We start from the raw sequence: 18,904 nt of genomic DNA, 5'->3' as shown, positions 1-18,904 counted from the left end.
TTTTCACCGATACGTTCGTGATCATGACGACGCCCCGATGGGGCGCTCGCCGACGACGGAAATACGTTCCATCACGCGTCGGGCAGGGAAGTAGTCGCTGGTTGCGTAGTGCTGGCAGGACCTGTTGTCCCACAGGGCAATCGTGTCGGGCTGCCATCTGAGACGAACCTGAAATTCCGGCCGCTGGATGTGGCGGTACAGACCGTCGAGCAGGTCATCCGACTCCTGGTGGGAGAGACCGACGAGGCGGGTGGTGAACAGGGCGTTGACGAACAACACCCGCCGTCCGGTTTCCGGGACGACCCGAATCACCGGGTGCTCCACCGGCGGGTGGTCCACGCGGAACGCCTCACGCACCTCGTCTTGCATATAGCGGCCGAAGGTATGGATCCAGTCGTGTTCGGCACGAAGTGTATCGAGGCGCTCCTTCACCTCGTCGGTGAGGGCGTCGTATGCGGCGCCCATGTCGGCCCACAACGTGTCGCCGCCCACCGGAGGGATCTCGATAGCCCGGAGAATCGCTGCCCTGGAGGGGGTTTCGAGGAAGGTGACGTCATTGTGCCAGTTGTTTTCGAAGCCGGCATTATTTGTGTCGCGCGCGAGCGTGTTGACGTCTGCCGCGGTCTGACCGGGCTGCGCGTGACGGAAGAAGGGATGGATTTCGATCTCGCCGAGGCGGGTGGCGAAGTGGCCGGTGCTGCTCGCGGGTGATGTGCTGGTTTCGGAAGAACAGGACCTTCCACTCGAGCAGTGCACGCTCGACTTCGGCAAGCGTGTCCTCATCGAGGTTGCCCAGGTCGACCCCGCTGATCTCGGCACCGATCGTCGGAGTCGCGGGAGTGACCGTGATTCGGTCGTAGGTCTGCGGACCGAATGAGTCCGTGGACAAGCGTGACAGGATCGGTCCCAGCCCCACGGCGGCAACGAAGTCGGGCGTGATGGAGTGCTGGCGCAACATGAGATTCCTTCTCGGTTGTAGATATGGCGAAATAGCCAGATGGGGGATGTGTTTGAGGTACGGGGCACGGCGCCCCGAACTGCTCGCGGAGCATGAATGTGCCTGTTCGGAGCCAGACAACAGAAAACTGTCGCAGCCGTGCACATCGCTCACGGCGCGCCACATGGTGCAACACGCTGTGCACGATCATTGATTGCGATTAGGCAGAGAGCTAACCGGTAATCAGTAGGACGGTCTGCCCTACAGGCCGACGAGGGTGGTCGGAGCTTCGAAAAGGCCAACGCAAGAGTCGACGAGATCGGTGATTCTCGCTGGAAGATCGTCGATCTCGGTGATGGAGCCTTCGATCCGGGCGACGGTAACCGCGATCAAGTGTGCCATGTTCATGGCACGGTTTCGTGCTGTCTCCACCGGTAGCGGGCTCCGCTCGACGAGCCGATCCATCACTTCTCGAACAGTGTCGGCATAGGATTTCTCGTAAATCATGTCCACGAAGAGCGGATCGTTCATGCACTGCACCAGAAATCTTGCGTAATAACTGGTCTTGCGCATCACGGTTTCCTGCACGAACGGAATGGTCAGAGCTTCGACGAGCTCTCTGGATGTCACGGCCCTCCCGGCTTGCCCTATACGGCTCAGTATGACCCGCCGGTGCTCATTGATTATCGACATCCGGCGTTCCACCACTGCCGCGATCAGTCCAGACTTCGAGCCAAAGTGGTACTGCGCCGCAACCCGATTGGATTGGCCTGCTCGTGCGTGGACCTGACGCAGAGTCATGGCTGCGATTCCGCCTTCGGCGATCAGTTCTTCAGCGGCGTCGATCATCCGCTCTCGTGAAGTGATCTGCGTCATGACTTGAAACTAAAGGCATTGGGATTAATTGTCAACGGTTTGGCGTAGCATCCACTGCTGCAGTCAGGGATTCGTGTCTGTGCCGAAGATGTCCTTGGCTCTTCTCCAGATGCGCTGCTCGCATGGACCGCGCAATCCGATAACGAAAGGGTCAATGTTCATGAGTCGTGACACACCGTGGCCGAGCTGGGTGTATCGAGAAGGGACAGAGCCTGATTATCGCTTCAGTTTCGCCAACGAACGCACCTTCCTTGCGTGGATTCGAACATCCTTTGCTCTGTTGGCGGCGGGGGCGCCGTTGGATATTGTGAACCTGTCATTGCCTCATTCTCTGCAGAGACTGCTGGGGATACTGCTGGTCGGCGCGAGCATGATAATTGCTGTGACCTCCTGGCTGCGGTGGGCCAGAGCGGAGATTGCGATTCGGCGAGGAGAACCGCTTCCGGGGTTCCGCTTCGGTATCGGTCTCTCAGCGCTCACGGTGGTATCTGCACTGATCATCACGGTGGCCTTGTAATGCGCCAAGACGTGGGATTGGCGAATGAACGAACAACACTGTCCTGGCAGCGAACAGCACTATCTCTGATAGCCGGTGTTGCCGTCATCGTGCGCGTCACAGGGGTAGACCGGGGGTTAGGGCTCGTCGTGGTGCTCGCCTGTACCGCACTGCTCGGTGGCTCGATACTCAAGGAGGGGCAGACCCGCTATTCCCATACGGTTGGTATTCGACAACGTCCACGGGGGCGAACCGGCCTCACTCCGCTAGTGCTGTCCCTGCTCGTGTTCCTGACAGGGGTGGCCGTGCTTGTGACAATACTTGCCTGACGAGATCGTCCGTACCGGTCCCACTGCATCGACTCGTCGAGAGTACCGAACACACAAGTGGTCGGCGACGCTAGAAGGCAAGGCCACCCAGACAGAGCAAATAAATGATCGCAGTGCAGGATTGAGAATTGTCCCCTGCGTGTCAGGCTGAGTTGAGACATCCCTGGACCGCGGATGTCAAGCAGCAACGGTGGCCTGACGGTGCGACCAAGCGGTCGCCTGGTCGTAGGCGGTGTGAGTCTTGAGGCAGCCGTGGAGGATGCCGACGAGCCGGTTGCCGATCTGCCGCAGGGCGGCGTTGTGGCTGACGTCGCGGGCGCGGAGCTGGTCGTAGTAGGCGCGGACCTGATCATCGTGCAAGATCGCGCAGGATGCTTGCATGTGTACTGCGTCGACGAGCCGATCGTTGTGTACGTGCCTGGCGGAGACCACTCGCGTTTTGCCGGACTGCCTGGTGATCGGACTGGTTCCGGCGTAGTTCTTGCGTGCCTTCGCGCTGGTGTAGCGGCCGGGTGCGTCCCCGAACTCGGCGAGCACCCGGGCACCGAGAACGACGCCGAGACCGGGCTGGCTGAGCAGGATCTCAGCGTCCGGGTGCTGGCCAAAATGCGCCGTCACGTCTTTCTCGAGGTTCGCGATCTCGGTGTTCAACGTCGTCAGGATCGCAACGAGCGACCGGACCGTCGCCGCATATGCCGTGGCCACCGCGGCGGGTTGGCCGAGGTGCTCGGCGCGCAGTACCTGCTGGATCGCCGCCGCTTTGGCGTCGATGTCACGGCGTCCCTTCAACGCGGCGGCGATCTGCCGGAGGGTGAGCTTGGCTGCGGCCTCCGGGGTCGGGGCCTTGGCCAACAGGATCAACACGGGCGTGGAGGTGAGCCCGAACGGCGTGTAGGCCTCGAGTGCGGCGGGGAAGTAATCGCGCAGCGCCACCCGCAGACGCAGCATGTGTCGGGTGCGTTCCCAGATCAACGTCTGGTGGGCGCGGGCGACGACCTTGACCGCCTCCGCGACCTCGGAATCGGCAGCGACCTCGCGTAGCTGATTGCGGCGGGTTCGGACCATGTCGGCGAGGGCGTGTGCGTCACCCTTGTCGCTCTTAGCGCCGGAGCTTCCGAGTATTTCCCGGTGTCGCGCAGCCTGTTTCGGGTCGACACCGAATACGCGGTAACCGGTCGCCAGCAGTGCCTGCACCCACGGTCCGCGGTCCGTTTCGATGCACACCAGTACGTCGGAGAACTCGGTATCATCGTCGACGAACCGTCCGACGAGTTCGCCGAACCCACGGATTCCCGCTATCCCTTCCGGCAATCGTTCACGCCGCTGGACGCGGCCTTGTTCGTCCTGGACCTCCACATCGTGGTGGTCTTCGGCCCAGTCGTCTCCGATGAACAGCAACTCACACACCTCCCACGAAACCTCGAGTATTACCCGGCGGCGGCCTGCAGGAAGTCGGTTCGCGGACTAATGGTCGGAGTGCTCACGACCTTCGGTCGGGCACGACATCCCATCAGCGATGCAGACCTCCTGGCACGCCGATGGAGGCACGGTCTCAACTCAGGACTCCCGGGTTGGGTCCAGTCCAAGAAAGTGCTCATCCGCCAGCGGCCACCAGGTATCAAGTCTGCCGGACCGGCCAGGCTTGATACCTCCCATTAGTCCAGCGGTTCACACCAGCCCCGTCTGCAGGGCGAGATACGGATCAACCCCACGATGACGATTTCCGGCATGGTTCCGGTCGAGGACAATGACCAGATGGACCCCTCGCATCCCCGCGCCGACGGCCCGCAACGCCGCGCCTTCAGCGCCGCCGACAAGCTCGGCCCATCTCGCCGCGTAGGAGCAGGCCTGCCAGATGGGCGGAGGCGGCGCGTACCTGCGCGGCGAAGGCCTGTACTCCCCGCTGATCAGCGAATGGCGTAACAACGCGACGCCGGCGTCCTCGACGGCACCAAACTCGGCGAGAAGATCGGCAAACTCACCGCCGGACAGGACGATCGCCCGACTCACAAGCGAACTCGAACATGCGAACAAGAAACTGACCACCACCACCTGCCTGCACTGCGCTGCACTGGGGACCATGGGAAAAGCACACGAGCGCTTGGAGCAACTCTGAAGAGAGCAGGAATGTGGACGAGCTGCGCAAGAAGCGTTGATGCATGCCCCTCGCGAACTCACCGAATCCGGTGTAATCACAGGGGATGCAACCATACTGACAAGTATTGCGCGTTGCCGTAGGACGGGACAAAGCCCGTCCTACGGCAACGGACCCGGCCGTCACAGCATCAACGATGTCGACCTGCTGCGTTCGGGCGCCATGACACACCTGTTCGCAGGCGTCTACGCACCATCAACCGTGGGAACACTGCTGCGCGAGTTCGGATTCGGTCATGTCCGCCAACTCGAATCCGTGCTCCGAGAACACCTGATTGCACTCACCGGCCGGGTCGAGATCCTGCCCCATCTGGCCGAGCGGGCGTGCATCGACATCGACTCGCTGCTGCGCCCGGTCTACAGCCACACCAAGCAAGGCGCCTCCTACAGGCACACGAAGATCGCCAGCACACAGCGCCTGCGCACAGGCCTGTCCCCGCTGGCGACGACGCTCAGAACGGCAGACTCCGCGCCGATCATCACCGGCATGCGACTGCGCGCCGGCAAAGCCAGCTCCGGTAAAGGTGCAGGTCGGATGGTCACCCAGGCCATCGCCACCGCCCGCCAGGCCGGCGCGACCGGGACCCTCGTGGTCCGCGCGGATTCCGCGTCCGGCACCCGCTGGGTCATCTCGGCGTGCCTGCGCGCAAAGGTGTACTTCTTGCTCGTCCTGGCCAAGAACACCGCGGTCCAGCGCGCGATCGACGCGGTTACCGACGAGGCGTGGACCCCGGTGAAAAATCAGGGTGCGGCCCGCGACCCTGACACCGGAGCGTGGGCCTGAAGACGCCGAGGTCGCCGAAACCACCTACACTGCTTTCGCTTCCACTAAGGCTCCGGTCACCGCCCGGTTGATCGTGCGCCGCGTCAAAGACGCCCGCTTCCCCGACGCGCGGGTTCCCTCCCTGGACGAAGTCCGTGGGGGCGTCCCGGTGTGGCGATATCACCCGTTTTCCGCCGTCACCACCGCCCCGGCGCCGATGCCGATGTCACCCATCGCCGGCACGCGGTCATCGAAACCGTTTTCGCCGATCTCATCGACGGCCTTCTGGCGCACATGTCGTCGGGGCGCACTCGGCGTGGGTGCTCTGCGCGGCGCTTGCCCATACTCTGCTGGGCGCGGCCGGCGTTCTTGCAGGTGCTGGGCATGTGGGCGCCTGGGGGCGCCGCTGCGGCGCAAGATCGTCAACGTTCCGGCCCGATGGTGTCGACCGCAACGAAAACCGCGCTTGCGGCGACCCACGCACTGGCCCTGGTTGGGCGCCTGGCTTCGACTGTGGGCCAACGCTATCGACCACCGCCCGCCCTCGACCACCTGAACATAGACCGACCCGCCGAGACGGACCGATCGGAACCCCATCGTGGAAGAGCTGGGCAGACCAGCGGTCACCGCATGCCCGCAACTGCCCCCACCTCCACTCGCCCGGCCGGAACGGGCTTCGGCATGACGTCGGTGAATTCAGGCTTGGCGTTAACGCTGTCGCTCGCCGCATGGAATCCGGTGTCCGCCTTCAAAGAGCAACCTCAGACCAGCACTACCGTCACACTCACCAACCTGGGGGGCCGGCTCCCTCTTACGGGTCCCCACCCATTAGCTTCCGACCAGCAGCGGTGGTGGTCATCACCCGGCTAACAGACAGCGTAGGGACCATCTCGGACGTTTGCCGCTCGGATTTTTCGGCTACTCCGGGAGTGCCGCGTACAAGCGACCGGTCACCTCGCCGCGCGCTAGTCGGCGCAGCCCCTCGGGAATGTCCTCGAAATCGATAGCTTCGAGCGGGAACGACAGGTTCCCCGAGGCAACCATCTCAATTACCGCTCGAAGATGCTCCGGGTCGCCATCCGGGGTAGACCCCACCAAGGTGACGTTCCTCATGACCCAATCCCAGGTCTGAATGGGGAACTCGGAGAGGCCGAGGCCGACCTGGACAACAACGCCGCCTGGCTTGACCGCTTTCACCGCGCCGTTCGTCGTGGTGCCGAAGCCGGCGAAATCGACGACGACATCCAGGTTCAAGCCCTCGTACTCCGACACATCCGTCACGATCCGATCTACTCCCGCGGCCCGGGCGAGTTCCCAAGTCTCCTCTCGCGGTTCGGCAGCGAAAACTGTTGCGCCTCTGAGCACCGCGATCCGGGCACCGGTTAGACCGAGTCCGCCGAGTCCGACGATACCCACACGATCTCCCGCTCTGACACCGCCCCGTGCGACGACCGCGAAGTAGGATGTCACTCCGGCATCGGTGGACGCCGCGGCCTGGCCCCAATCAGTTCCTTCCGGAAGCCTCACCAGACGGGAGGCTGTCGCGGTGAAGTAGTCGGCGTAAGCCCCATCGCGAGTACCGCCAGGACAGTCATCCAAGGAACCTGCAGCAACAACCTTGTCGCCCACGTGCCATTCGGCGACTCCGTCACCAACGGCCGCGATCTCTCCAGCCGCCTCGTGACCGAGAACAATCGAAAGCTGTGACTGCACAGGCACATGAAGAGTGCCGTCGAGGAATCCGACGTCACTATGGCAAAGCCCGGCGCCGCGCACCTTGATCAGGACATTTCCCGGCGCAGGAACCGGGACATCGACGTCCGCGCGCCGCAGCGGTTTCTTCGGTCCGTCGAATAACCATGCCCTCATGACGACTCCTTCTATTCTTGGATTAGTGCTACGCATGCCCGAGCTAATGACCCACTCCCCGCTGATCATCGCCGACATGCACGAGGAGCCGGTAACGCCGGTTCCGGTAAAGGTGCAGGTCGAGTGCTCGCCCAGACGAGCGTCACCGCCTGAGCAGCGAGCGCAACCGAGGCCATCGTGGTGCGAGGTGATTCCACCTACGACGCCCACGCTCGCACACAGCCTGGTGCGCGCCGTCAATGTTCTTACAGGTGATCGACATTCTTCGGTTCGTGAGGCGACGTTTCGACGTAGGCTCGTCAACCTCCCGGCGCGATTGCGTCGACCGCAATTAAAGTCGATCTTGCGGCTACCGGCGCGCTTGCCGTGGGCGGGCGCGTGTCTTCTCTTGTAGGCCAACACCATCGGCCTCAGTTCGCCAACAGTTGCCTGAGCACTGAGCGACCGGCCGAGACGGCACGACCGGAACCGCACCGTGGAAGAGCTGGGCAGACCAGCGGTCGCTGCATGCCCGCAACTGCCCCCACCTTCACTCACCCGGTCGGAACGGGCTTCGGCATCACCTCGGTGGATTCAGGCGAACCCTAGGCGAGGCTCGGTGTCGATCTTGGTGCGTGAACTCATTCCGTCCGTCCGATGCAGATCGGCTTCACTCGCCACAGAGTAGTCGATGCCGCCCTGCACAATTTTACCGTTGCCACAATGTAATTCGCTGTTCTCAGAGTGCGATCTGTACTGACTTGAAAGATACGAACTCCAGAGTTCCGCGCAACCCGCCCTGGATGCCATATCCACTTTGTTTACGGCCACCAAACCCCATCTGGGGACCTGCGGGCGCCCACCCACCGTTGACGCCGACGTTGCCGGTGTCGAGCGCTCCGGCCACTCGGTGCGCCGTTGAGATGTCGGAGGTGAAGAGGTAACCGGCCAGACCGAAATCCGAGTCGTTGGCGATGGTGACGGCTTCTTCCTCGTCTACGAAGGTCTGCACGCCCAGTACAGGGCCGAAGACCTCGTCTCGCGCTAACTCGACGTAATTCGAGGGGAGGGCGACGACGGCCGGGCTGAGGAAGAAACCGTCAGCCAACTCGCCACCGCATCGCTCGCCCCCGGTGATGACTTCGCCGTAGGTCCGGCTTCGCTCGACCATGCCCGTTATCCGGTCGACTGCCTTCTCACTGATCACGGGGCCCATGGCAATACCCTCGGCGAATGGGTCACCGATCGGGATTGAACTCACCGCGGCTACGAGTTTTTCCATGAACTCGTCTCGACGCGACTCGTGCACCAGGATACGAGTGCCCAACGTGCATGCCTGGCCAGCGTTCATAGCCACCATTGTCGCCATCGAGAGGGCGCGATCGATGTCCGCGTCCGCGAAGATGAGACTCGCAGACTTGCCGCCCAACTCGAAGACGGCTGGCGTCAATGCTTGTGCTGCTACCTCTGCGATCCGGCGGGCGGTACTCGGCCCGCCGGTAAACGTAATCTTGTCCACGCCTGGGTGAGAGACGAGTGCTTCCGATGCCTCGATCCCAGCGGTCACCACATTGAGGACCCCGGCCGGCACGCCTGCCTGGAGAGCGATCTCCCCGATTCGGAGAGCAGCGAAGGGCGCAAGTTCTGAGGGCTTTGCCACCACTGTGCACCCCGCTGCCAGCGGTGCGGCGATAGTCATGCCGAAGGCACCGACCGATGCGTTCCACGATGGTAGCGCAGCAACGACGCCGATCGGCTCGACCGAGGTGTACTCATGGACGTTGCGTGAAGACAACGGGGATACGTCGCCGTGAAGTCGGTCCGCCCAGCCGGCTGCCTCTTCGATCCAGTCCGCACCCCAATCTACGAGAAACGGTGATTGGGTTATAGGCGCACCCATTTCCAGCGACGCAATAACTGCGAGATTCTCGGATTCCGCCCGGATCAGCTCGGCGAAACGTTGCAGCACGCGTCGTCGTTCCACGGGGTTCCAGCGTGACCACGCGGGCAAGGCGGCGCGAGCGATATCGACTGCGCGGTCGATCTCTGCCAGGCCGGCCAACGGGAGCGACCGCTGAGCTCGTCCCGTACTGGGATTGACGTGATCGAAGCTGCCCCCCGAGGCCGAGGTCAGTCGCTCATTCCCGATCAGTAAGTGACCGGGAAGAACCGTGGACTTGTCTGATGTAGCAGTCATGGGGATGTCTTCCTGATAAGAGGAGCTCAACTTAGATGAATACGCAGTCGTCGAAACGGTAACATTGTGACCGTAGGGAATAGTCGCCCTGATCTCCGGCGTCGCGCGCGGACAGGGACGGTCCCACGCCGTGCGCATGGCCAAAGAGGGCGCCGACATCATCGGCTTCGACATCTGCGCGAACATCGAATCGGTCCCGTACCCGCTGGCAACACCGGCTGATCTCGACGAAACCGCGCGATTGATCGAGATGCATGGCCGACGAGCCTCGCTACACCAAGCGGACGTCCGCGACCTCGACGCCGTGACCCGACTGATCCAAGGCGGGGTCGACGAATTCGGCCGGCTCGACATCGTCCTCGCCAACGCCGGCATCATGCCTATCGTCGGCGCGGAGAGCCGGACCATCCCCGCCTTTCACGATGCTGTCGAGGTCATGCTGTCGGGAGTATTCAATACTGTCTATGCGGCGATTCCGCACCTTCAGGCAAGCGGTCGCGGAGGCGCAGTCGTCATCACCAGTTCGAGCGCCGGACTACGCGGTATGGGCGACGAGACTCCCGGTTCGCTGGGTTACGTCGCAGCAAAGCATGGCGTCGTCGGTCTCATGCGTGCATGGGCAAACGTGTACGCGAAACACAACATTCGCTTCAACACGGTTCATCCGACCGGCGTCAATACCCCGATGATCGACAACGACGCGTTCCGTGACCATATCCAAGCTCATCCCGAGATCATCGACAATATTCAGAATCCCCTGTGGATTCCCGAGGCCGGCACGCTAGAAGCAGACGACGTTACCGATCTTGTCCTGCATCTCGCCTCCGACGCCGCAAAGTATTCCACTGGCGGCACATTCACCGTAGACGCCGGGTTCACCAATAAGGTATGAATCAGGTCGCCGTGAGGGTCAGGCACTCGAAGTCGGCGCTGGACACACAACCAGGCAGGGTTGTTCGTCCAGTGAGTGTGGCGCATGAGGATCGTGGCGGCGGAGGCGGTCGAGCAGCTCGTTCGAGTCGGTCCGAGTGAACGTCCAGCCGAAGGGGCGGGCGGTAGCGTTGTAGCGGACCTGGAACGCCGCCAGACGACCGGCCACCTCGTCGAGGTCGCGGACGTCGTCGGGACCGAGCGCCTTGCACTGTAGTACGGAGAAGTAGATTTCCACCCAGTTACGGTCCGAGGCAGGGCTATCGACAATCCAGAACACCCGACGGGCGCTGGCGTAGGGTTCGGTGGTCATTACGTGCTCCACCAGCCGGCCGACGGGCTCGATGCCGGTGGGTGGGCTCGCACCGACCGAACACGCGGCGGGGTGGACGGCGAAGTACGCCGGCGTGGCGTGTCGGGAGTACTCGGCCTGGACCCGCATCGGCCGGAGCGCGTCCGGCGGCACACTGGGCTGTGTCCGCTGCCGAGCCTGGACGCCGGGTCTCGCCCCCGCAAGCGGGGGGACCCCCAGTCCGCGCCGAGCACGAAGGTTTGATGGCGTCGGCGGCCGACCACCGGCGCACCGTCGACGCCGGAATTGTGCCGGCATACCTCGGGGCATGGCCTCACGAGCCAGCTCCGGACAGCATCACCGGGTCGGCGGCGTCGGCCCGGGTCGGCAGTTCACGGGCCGACGCCTCGGCCTCGGCCGCGAATCTTCCCGGCCGCCTACTGCGCGGCAGATCACCTAATTTTCGAGTCCGTTGCGCAGCTTCGGATTCGCCGCCTACGGACAGCGTTGAGACAGATACCGAGCCGTCGGCAATGGTGGCACTAGCTGCCCGCCCGAATCGACCAAGGTCTCGGTTCGCCCACGCCTGCTCGCGCGGGCGAACGCTCGCCTCAGCTCGCGGGCTGGATGTGCGTTCCCACGGGCATTCACCTATGTCACCGGTGACCTGGTCAACGGCACGAGGCTGCCACTGGGTCGTCTGCGCTACGCCGGATCGGCCACCACCCGGGATTCGCGACCTACCGGGCAACCCCCGACGAACTACGGGCGCACCGATTAGAGATCCAAGACGATTTTCGCCGTGCAACTCCGGGACACGCAGATCATCATGGAGTCGTTCGCAGCTTGCTCGTCCTCAGTGAGGACCGAATCCCGATGGTCGGGCACGCCTTCCACTACCGTGACCTCACACGTTCCGCATATACCTTCGCCGCACGAGAACGGCACGTCCATTCCCGAACGCAGCAATGCGTCGAGCAGCGATTCGTTCGCGTCCACGGTCAAACTGGTTCCGGCTCGAGCGAGTTCGACCTCGAACGTTCCGTCAACTGCATCGGCGGGGCGTTCCTTCGCTGCAAAACGCTCGACATGGAGGTCGATTCGGGGGCGGTCGTGGCACTCGTCTTCGATGGCCTGCAGGAGAGGTTCCGGGCCACAGCAGTAGACGGCGGTATCGGCGTCCTGGGCGTCGAGCGCGGCGGCGAGATCAAGGATGCCGAACTCGTCCTGAGGTCTGATGTCGACGCGGTCGGGATGACGAGCGACGAGGTCGTCGGCGAACGCCATGCTGTTGCGGGTACGTCCGCCGTACAGCAGTCGCCAGTCCGATCCCGCCGCGTCGGCCGCCCGGAGCATCGGTAGCAGGGGCGTGATGCCGATGCCGCCGGCGACGAAGAGGCAGGATGGCGCGGGCTTGAACCGGAAGTTGTTGCGCGGACCGCCGACGCACACGAGATCGCCGGCCTGCAGCGAGTCGTGCACCCATTTCGATCCGCCGCGCCCGTTCTCCTCGCGCAGGACCGCGATCGTCAGGCACGTGCGGTCGTCGGCGTCGCCGCACAGCGAGTACTGACGCACGGTCGACTCGTCGATGACGATGTCGATGTGGGAACCAGGGTCCCAGCCGGGAACCGGGCCTCCGTCCGGGTCCGCGAGCCGTATTGCGACGACACCGTCTGCAAGCACGTCCTTGCCGATCACCCGAAGTTTTCTGAGCTCGGTAGAGATGGTCATCAGCGTCTCACTTCCTGGACTTCACGTGCTATGCAATCTTGTTCAACTAGTTTTCGGTGACGCATCACCTCGGTATCCACAGTGCGCCACCCCAGGACAAACTCGTTCCCCTGATGCCCGCTGCGGACATCCGCGGTGATCCGATGGCAACCCCATCCGGCTGCTCGACAGCTCGATAGCGCTCTTCGTGCGCTCCGGATCGACTCAACAGCAGCTATCTTCACGTTCTCGATCGAGAACAGCTGCGAAGTCTCGCCGAACATTCGGCCTGTGACGAAGAAAGCTCCTCGGGACCATGGAACGGCACCAGAACGTCGCGCCATCGGCCGTTCTTCTGACGGGCAACGAACCATCACGCTCTCCTGCAGTGACTTCATTACGAAATTTGCTGCGCAATCAGCGAGCCGCTGCCATTGCCGGATCGTCCTCAGTCGGCTGCAATACCCCGTCCTGGACGAGTCTGTCGATCTCTTCCGCGCTCATCGCGAGCAAAGATGCACAGATCTGCCGTGTCTGCTGGCCCGGCAGCGGGGCCGGACGCAACGGCCAGACCGGCAACGTCTCGAAGTGCGCAACCTGCCGCGCGGTAGGCAACGGGGACGGCAGCAGTTCGTGTTCGAGTTCGGTGTACGCACCACGCGCAACGAGTTGAGGGTTCGTGAGCAACTCGGGTAACCGGACCATCGCTCCCGCCGGAATACCGGCGGTCTGCAGCGTGTCCATCGCATCCGTCTGGGTCTGCCGAGCCATCCACTCGGTGACGACCCGATCGGCCTCGGCACGATGCTCAAGGCGTGCAGCGGTGGTCGCGAAACGCGGGTCGTCGACGAGTTCGGGTCGTCCGAATACCTCACACAGCCGCCGCCAGTCGGTATCGTCGCGCACCGCGACCACACACCATTCGTCGTCCCCAGCAGCAGCGAAGACACCCGACGGCGCCGAGTAGGGATCGGAGTTGCCCGGAGCAGTGATCGACCCGGGGTCGAGGTACTCGGCCACAAGCTGGTTGCCCAGAGCGACGATCGCCACGTCGGCCTGGGCGACCTCGACAGCAGCGCCGCGCCCGGTCCGGAGTCGATCGATGAGCACAGCTAAGACCGTCGTCGCGGCGACCTGCCCGGCAATATGGTCCGGGTACACCGTCGAGCCGTCGCACAGCCCGTCGGAGATGTCCGAATAGCGCCACAGAGCCGAGACCCCGCAGGCGGCCCGCACCAACGGACCGTATCCCAATCGCGTGTTCCACGGCCCGTCGCTGCCGAAGGCACTGCTCTCCGACACGATGATCCGGGGATTAATCGCCGCGAGTTCCTCGTACGACAACCCCATCGACGCCAACGTGCCCGGTTTGAAGTTGGCCAGCACGACGTCCGCATCCGCAGCCAGCTCCCGGAAGACCCGAATACCCTCCGACGTACGGAGGTTCAGCCCGAGGCTGCGACGATTGCGGTGACCCCACGCTACCGACGCGGCGAGCGCATCCTTGCGGCGCGACTGCCTCAAGCCGTCCGGGAAGTTCGAATTCTCGATCTTGATGACGTCGGCGCCGTTGTCCGCGAACTGACGGCCGAGTTCGGCGCCGAACACGATCACTCCCAGGTCGAGGACACGCAGGCCTTCGAACGGTCGCGCTCCGACCCCGCGCGAGGGAGCGGGAATCGCCGAGCTTCGGCCGTCGCGGTCCGCCGCGAACACGATATCGTCGTGCTCGCCGAGTTCGGGTGCACGGAACCGGACACCGGCACGATCACCGTTGATCTTGGTGTAGCCGGACGGGATCCGTGCGCTCACGCCTGAGTCGATCTCGGTGTCGACGAAGGTGCCGGCGGCCTCGAAGTGTTCGGTGGTGAGTACCTCGGCGACCGTGTTCAGTCCCCCGATCGGGATACCGCGCGCCGCTCCCTCGATGATCAGCTGCTCTCGGGTGTAGTCCGCAAACAAGGCGTCGATGAGAAGGTTGAGCCGATCCGACGCCGCGAAACGCGCGGGGATAGTGTCGTACTTCGGATCAGCGAATTCCGCGGGTTCGCCTAGCCATTCGAACATCGCCCGCCATTGCCGCTTGGCCAGAAGACAGATCCGCACCTGTCCATCGGCGCACCGGTAGACGGGATAGAAGTTGGCGGCGTCGGGCCGGCCGCGGGGGAAGTCCTCGGATCGTCCCGCGGCGGCGGAGCCCTGCACGCCGAATCCGGGGTCGAAGCCGTGCACGACGACCTCGTAGGCCGACACGTCCACGTACTGCCCTTGCCCGGTGTGCAGGCGGTCGTAGTAGGCGAGCAGAGCCGACCACGCCGTGTGCACACCGACGGTTTCGTCGACGAGCCCGTTCGGCGGGAGCAAAGGCGGTTCACCGGGTTCACCCGAACGCGACAACACCCCACTGAGCGCGTACAGCACCGGCTCGGTTCCGGCCCAGTCCCGATACGGGCCGTTTTGGCCGAACGGGGTGAGCGACACGGCGACGAGCGCCGAATTCACTTCGCGCAGGTCGCGGGGGCCGACTCCGCGTGCCGCGAGATAGCCCGGCGGCAGTGACTCGATCAGGATGTCGGACCGGCGGGCAAGCGCGCGAAGCCTCTCGCGTCCGCCCTCGTCGTCCGCGTCGACGACGACTCCCAGCTTGTTGGCATTGCGCAACGCGAACGGGATGCTCACCGCGTTGCGGACGGGCTGGGCCGCACGGGCCGCCGACCCACCCGGAAGTTCGACGCGCACGACCTCCGCACCGAGATCTGCCAGGAAACGGCCGGCAGCGTCACCAAAGCCGTCGCTCAGTTCCAGGACACGAACGCCCTGCAGGGGAAGTACCATCCTGTGCTCCAAAGTTGTGTGCTGGTAACGACGTCCGGATCCGGTCAGCGGGTGCCGAGGTAGACCGACTTGGCGGTGAAGTAGGGGTGCAGGCCCTCCGGGCCGAGTTCGCGACCGAGTCCCGAGGACTTGACACCGCCGAACGGCGCCGCGAGATCCAGCGCGTAGTGGTTCACTCCCACGGTTCCGGTGTGGATGCGGGCGGCCAGCTCGAGCCCGTGCTGCTCGTCGGTGGTCCATACCGTGCCACCGAGGCCGTAATCCGAATCGTTGGCAATCGCGACCGCCTCGTCCTCGTCACCGTAGGGGGTGATCGTCAGAACCGGCCCGAAGATCTCCTCCTGCGCGATACGCGCGGAGTTGTCCACATCCGCGAACACCGTCGGCTCGACGAACCAGCCCACCGCCTGTGAGGACGGCCGTCCCCCACCGGTGGTGACGCGGTAGCCGTCCGCGCGGCCGGCCTCGATGTACCCGAGCACCCGCTCGCGTTGCGCGGCGGACACCAAAGGACCGATGTGCGTGGCCTTGTCCAACGGATCGCCCACCCTCAACGTCCGCACCGTCTCGGTCACGGCCTCGACGACCTCGTCGTAGCGCGACCGGGGTGCAAGGATCCGTGTGCTCGCATGACAGGTCTGACCGTTGTTGACCAGCGAGACCTCGAGCAGGTGCTTCGTGAACAGGTCGAGATCGGCCAGCTCGGTCACGATCGCCGCAGACTTGCCACCGAGTTCGAGGGTCACCGGACGCAACAACCGCCCACAGACCTCACCGATCGCCCGGCCCGCAGCCGTGGAACCGGTGAATGCCACCTTGTCGACGCCGGGATGCTCTACCAGGTATGCGCTCGTCTCGCGTCCCGCGGGCAGAACGTTGACGACACCGTCCGGGAACCCGGCCTCGACGGCGGCATCGGCGAAGACGAACGCGTCCAAAGCGGTTTCGGGTGCCGGCTTGAGTATCACGGTGCACCCCGCGGCCAGCGCCGGCGCCAGTTTCATTGCGGCGAGCGGGTGGGGGTAGTTCCACGGCGTGATGGCCGCGACCACACCGACCGGTTCACGTCGCACCACGGTGCGTCCGCCGAACACGCCGGGGCGCACCTCCTCACCGCAATCGTCCCGGACGAGACCCGCATAGTACGAGAACATCGCCGCGGGACCGATCCCGTTGGCCCCGTTGGACAACGAGATCGGCATACCGTTCTCACGACTAACCAACCGGGCCGTATCGCGGCCGCGACTCTTCAACGCCGCCGCGAACCGGTCCAGCAGAGCGGCGCGTTCGGCACCGCTCATCGCACCCCACGGACCGGCCAGGGCGGCGCGAGCCGCAGCGACCGCCGCATTGACGTCGGCCTTCGACGCGAGTGCAGTTCGGGACAGCACCTTCTCGGTGGCAGCCTCGATCACGTCGGTGGACTCACCGGACTTCGGCGGCACCCACCGGCCCCCGATGAACAGTTCGTTTCGATCTGCGATCTCACCGTGTGCAGTAGTCATCTCGTACCTTTCGGATACCGTGTCGGAGGGGTGTCTTCGTTACCGAACAACACCGAACTCACCAGCGGTGCCAACGGTCCTCCCATGTACAGGGAGGTTTCGGCGCCGTCATGCCTGCGCCTCTGTTTCAACGTCGAAATTCTCGAGCCGGGCGGCGAGCCAGCGTCCGCCGTGGAGTTCCCAGATCGACCGGAGTCCGATCGTGCGGTCACTCATCTCGTACACGGTCTCGCCGATCATGAGATCGCCTTCGGTGCGGACGTCCACGATGCGGAACGATTCGACTGCCGAGCGCGGGGTGTCGACACCGTGGAAGACCTGCGGGAGGTTGCCGGGTACCATGTCGGCGATTGCCGCCTTCATATTTCCGCTGACGACGTAACCTACATGCTGTTCGTACAGGGAACGGAAACCTTCGACAGACACAGGAACTCCTTGGATCAAGGACACGCCGCGGGGCGCATCCGACAGATGCATTCGACTCGAATGATCAAATTCGCTTCAGCATTGCTACGCCAGACGGAAGTCTCCGCCAGGGGCGACCGTCACCTTTTCACCGACCACATCGCTCGTCGCAAGTCGGGCCAGGTTCTCGGCGTCCGTGCAGGTCGCAAGAATGCGCTCGCCCATCGGCGTCCGCGCCGCGAGGAAGGCGCGCTCCGGGGCGGCGCCGCGTCCGTACACCACGGTCCACGCCTCCACCATCGCCGTTCCTTCGTACGAGACCAGCGTCGGAGTCGTCGGTTCCGCATCGACCTCGGTCTGTACGTCCACGCGCCGGAAACCGCCGACGGGCGGCTCGGTCCGGTATACCCCCATCGCGTGCTTCGTGAGGTAGCCGCTGTTGGCGGTCACCAGCCCGTATGAACCGGGTGCTTCGCGCAGGCGAGTCAGCATGGTCGCGATCGAGTGGCTGACGTAGTTGTTCCACGGTCCGCCGCCGAAGGTCAGTCCGCCGGTGATCGTGAGCGGACGCGCAGGATCGTCCAGTGGCAGACCGAGTTCGTTCGCTGCGACCTGGACCGCCGAAGGGAAGCACGAGTACACGTCGACGTGTGTGACGTCGTCGAGACCGATACCGGCGAGTTCGAGTGCCCGCGTGCCGGCAATACGGATCGCTGGTGAGCGGTCGAGCGCGGCCCGCTCGGCGATCGCGTAGGTGTCATGTGCTTCGGTCCCCGACTGCGGGAAAACCCAGTTCTCCTTCGGGATTCCGAGCCTGGTTGCGACCTCCACCGAGCACATCAGCACTGCTGCACCTTGATCGACCATGTTGTTCGAATTGAGCAGCTTGGTGTAGGGCGTGGAGATCATCCGGTTGTCGGTGGACGGGACAGCGATCTCGTCGGAGGTGTACGAGCGTTGCACCCACGCATGCGGATTGGTCGCCGCGACCTCACTGAACCGTGCCCATAGATCACCGATGAACCGTTGATGTTCGTCGAGCGAACGACCCGCCGACACACGCAGGGCCTGCTCGAACAGCGGATACACGTACGAGGGTCGGTCCAGGCCGATACGCCGCTCGCTCTCGGCCTCCATCGGCACGTCCGTGACCAGGATCTTCGTAGCCGGAACCGACTCGTCCTGCATCGTCCACTCGGGACGCAGCTTCTGCTTACGCAATTTCGTACGGGTGCGCCACGATTCGGCGCCACCGATGAGCACGACGTCGGTCCGGCCGGCCGCGATGTCCTCCGCAGCGGAGTTCACCAGGACCTGCGGTGTGCTGCCACCGTTGCCCGAATAGCCGGTACGACGGACGGTTGCGCCGATCCGCTCACCCACCAGGGCGCCCGGGTCGCGGTAGCGCCACGAGAGCAGACCCACCACCCACACGGAGTCGACCAGCTCGAGCAGTCGCTCCGAACCCGCCTGCTCCGCCGCAGCGCGAGCGGCGCGCACCAGAAGGTCGACGGGCTCGACACCGTCGTGGCGTTCTTCGACCTGTCCACCGCCGACCAGGATGGGGGTTCTCGGATCGAGGGTCATCACTGCACCGCTTCCAGGATTCACTCACGATTCTCCG

14 protein-coding genes and 2 pseudogenes are annotated in these 18,904 nt (G+C 64.0%); 4 read left to right on the top strand and 12 right to left on the bottom strand.

Features of this window, described 5'->3' with window-relative positions:
• Positions 1-21: 21 nt before the first annotated feature.
• Together G6038_RS06505 and G6038_RS06500 are read right to left on the bottom strand one after the other, a co-directional pair.
• Positions 22-958 (bottom strand): annotated as a pseudogene (locus G6038_RS06505) (TauD/TfdA family dioxygenase).
• A 240-nt stretch (positions 959-1,198) separates the two neighbouring features.
• Entirely contained in the window at positions 1,199-1,813 is a 615-nt protein-coding gene (locus tag G6038_RS06500) for a TetR/AcrR family transcriptional regulator (protein ID WP_165036723.1), read from the bottom strand.
• 88 nt (positions 1,814-1,901) lie between these two features.
• Between G6038_RS06500 and G6038_RS06495 the strand changes: the two genes are divergently transcribed.
• Positions 1,902-2,330, top strand: coding sequence for a DUF202 domain-containing protein (locus tag G6038_RS06495; protein ID WP_240918325.1), 429 nt, complete (start codon positions 1,902-1,904; stop codon positions 2,328-2,330).
• A complete protein-coding gene (locus tag G6038_RS06490) occupies positions 2,330-2,638 on the top strand; it encodes a DUF202 domain-containing protein (RefSeq protein WP_165036721.1) in 309 nt (102 codons plus the stop codon). Before G6038_RS06495 ends, G6038_RS06490 begins: the two co-directional genes overlap by 1 nt.
• Positions 2,639-2,815: 177 nt before the next feature.
• On the opposite strand, the gene G6038_RS06485 is transcribed toward G6038_RS06490, so the two are convergent.
• Positions 2,816-4,036: an IS110 family transposase gene (locus tag G6038_RS06485; RefSeq protein WP_165036719.1), complete on the bottom strand. Its 1,221-nt coding sequence runs from the start codon at positions 4,034-4,036 to the stop codon at positions 2,816-2,818.
• A gap of 270 nt (positions 4,037-4,306) precedes the next feature.
• Entirely contained in the window at positions 4,307-4,648 is a 342-nt protein-coding gene (locus G6038_RS06480) for a hypothetical protein (protein WP_165036717.1), read from the bottom strand.
• 271 nt (positions 4,649-4,919) lie between these two features.
• On the opposite strand from G6038_RS06480, the pseudogene G6038_RS06475 reads away from it, so the two are divergent.
• Positions 4,920-6,111, top strand: a pseudogene (locus G6038_RS06475) (IS1380 family transposase); the annotation flags it as partial.
• A 362-nt stretch (positions 6,112-6,473) separates the two neighbouring features.
• Here G6038_RS06475 and G6038_RS06470 read toward each other — a convergent pair.
• Together G6038_RS06470 and G6038_RS06465 are read right to left on the bottom strand one after the other, a co-directional pair.
• Positions 6,474-7,424 (bottom strand): alcohol dehydrogenase catalytic domain-containing protein, encoded by a 951-nt coding sequence (locus G6038_RS06470; RefSeq protein ID WP_165036715.1) that lies wholly within the window; start codon positions 7,422-7,424, stop codon positions 6,474-6,476.
• A gap of 718 nt (positions 7,425-8,142) precedes the next feature.
• The gene (locus G6038_RS06465; protein ID WP_165036713.1) at positions 8,143-9,600 is read right to left on the bottom strand and encodes an aldehyde dehydrogenase family protein; all 1,458 of its coding nucleotides are present in this window, start codon (positions 9,598-9,600) and stop codon (positions 8,143-8,145) included.
• 79 nt (positions 9,601-9,679) lie between these two features.
• On the opposite strand from G6038_RS06465, the gene G6038_RS06460 reads away from it, so the two are divergent.
• Positions 9,680-10,492: a mycofactocin-coupled SDR family oxidoreductase gene (locus G6038_RS06460; RefSeq protein WP_165036763.1), complete on the top strand. Its 813-nt coding sequence runs from the start codon at positions 9,680-9,682 to the stop codon at positions 10,490-10,492.
• Positions 10,493-10,510: 18 nt separating this feature from the next.
• On the opposite strand, the gene G6038_RS06455 is transcribed toward G6038_RS06460, so the two are convergent.
• The 6 genes from G6038_RS06455 to G6038_RS06430 all read right to left on the bottom strand — a co-directional run bounded on the left by G6038_RS06455 (position 10,511) and on the right by G6038_RS06430 (position 18,867).
• Positions 10,511-10,843 carry a hypothetical protein gene (locus G6038_RS06455; protein ID WP_165036711.1) on the bottom strand — a complete coding sequence of 111 codons (333 nt, stop codon included), beginning with the start codon at positions 10,841-10,843 and terminating at the stop codon, positions 10,511-10,513.
• 756 nt (positions 10,844-11,599) lie between these two features.
• Positions 11,600-12,556 (bottom strand): PDR/VanB family oxidoreductase, encoded by a 957-nt coding sequence (locus G6038_RS06450; protein ID WP_165036709.1) that lies wholly within the window; start codon positions 12,554-12,556, stop codon positions 11,600-11,602.
• A 396-nt stretch (positions 12,557-12,952) separates the two neighbouring features.
• Positions 12,953-15,370, bottom strand: a complete 2,418-nt coding sequence (locus G6038_RS06445) for a CoA transferase (protein ID WP_165036707.1) — start codon at positions 15,368-15,370, stop codon at positions 12,953-12,955.
• A 44-nt stretch (positions 15,371-15,414) separates the two neighbouring features.
• Positions 15,415-16,875, bottom strand: coding sequence for an aldehyde dehydrogenase (locus G6038_RS06440; RefSeq protein WP_165036706.1), 1,461 nt, complete (start codon positions 16,873-16,875; stop codon positions 15,415-15,417).
• Positions 16,876-16,983: 108 nt separating this feature from the next.
• Positions 16,984-17,301, bottom strand: a complete 318-nt coding sequence (locus tag G6038_RS06435) for a hypothetical protein (protein ID WP_346772755.1) — start codon at positions 17,299-17,301, stop codon at positions 16,984-16,986.
• 84 nt (positions 17,302-17,385) lie between these two features.
• Positions 17,386-18,867: an acetyl-CoA acetyltransferase gene (locus G6038_RS06430; protein ID WP_165036702.1), complete on the bottom strand. Its 1,482-nt coding sequence runs from the start codon at positions 18,865-18,867 to the stop codon at positions 17,386-17,388.
• Positions 18,868-18,904 lie beyond the last annotated feature (37 nt).

This window comes from Rhodococcus sp. 14C212 (assembly GCF_011058195.1).
Classification (GTDB): Bacteria; Actinomycetota; Actinomycetes; order Mycobacteriales; family Mycobacteriaceae; genus Rhodococcus; species Rhodococcus aetherivorans.
The sequence above is the reverse complement of the archived record's forward strand: the minus strand, read 5'-3'. Positions and strand labels throughout refer to the sequence as shown.

What these genes read in the sequence shown, in the direction of transcription:
- G6038_RS06500 (WP_165036723.1), bottom strand. Translation starts at nt 1,813, where the DNA reads ATGACGCAGATCACTTCACGAGAGCGGATGATCGACGCCGCTGAAGAA.
- G6038_RS06495 (WP_240918325.1), top strand. Translation starts at nt 1,902, where the DNA reads ATGTCCTTGGCTCTTCTCCAGATGCGCTGCTCGCATGGACCGCGCAAT.
- G6038_RS06490 (WP_165036721.1), top strand. Translation starts at nt 2,330, where the DNA reads ATGCGCCAAGACGTGGGATTGGCGAATGAACGAACAACACTGTCCTGG.
- G6038_RS06470 (WP_165036715.1), bottom strand. Translation starts at nt 7,424, where the DNA reads ATGAGGGCATGGTTATTCGACGGACCGAAGAAACCGCTGCGGCGCGCG.
- G6038_RS06465 (WP_165036713.1), bottom strand. Translation starts at nt 9,600, where the DNA reads ATGACTGCTACATCAGACAAGTCCACGGTTCTTCCCGGTCACTTACTG.
- G6038_RS06455 (WP_165036711.1), bottom strand. Translation starts at nt 10,843, where the DNA reads ATGACCACCGAACCCTACGCCAGCGCCCGTCGGGTGTTCTGGATTGTC.
- G6038_RS06450 (WP_165036709.1), bottom strand. Translation starts at nt 12,556, where the DNA reads ATGACCATCTCTACCGAGCTCAGAAAACTTCGGGTGATCGGCAAGGAC.
- G6038_RS06445 (WP_165036707.1), bottom strand. Translation starts at nt 15,370, where the DNA reads ATGGTACTTCCCCTGCAGGGCGTTCGTGTCCTGGAACTGAGCGACGGC.
- G6038_RS06440 (WP_165036706.1), bottom strand. Translation starts at nt 16,875, where the DNA reads ATGACTACTGCACACGGTGAGATCGCAGATCGAAACGAACTGTTCATC.
- G6038_RS06430 (WP_165036702.1), bottom strand. Translation starts at nt 18,867, where the DNA reads ATGACCCTCGATCCGAGAACCCCCATCCTGGTCGGCGGTGGACAGGTC.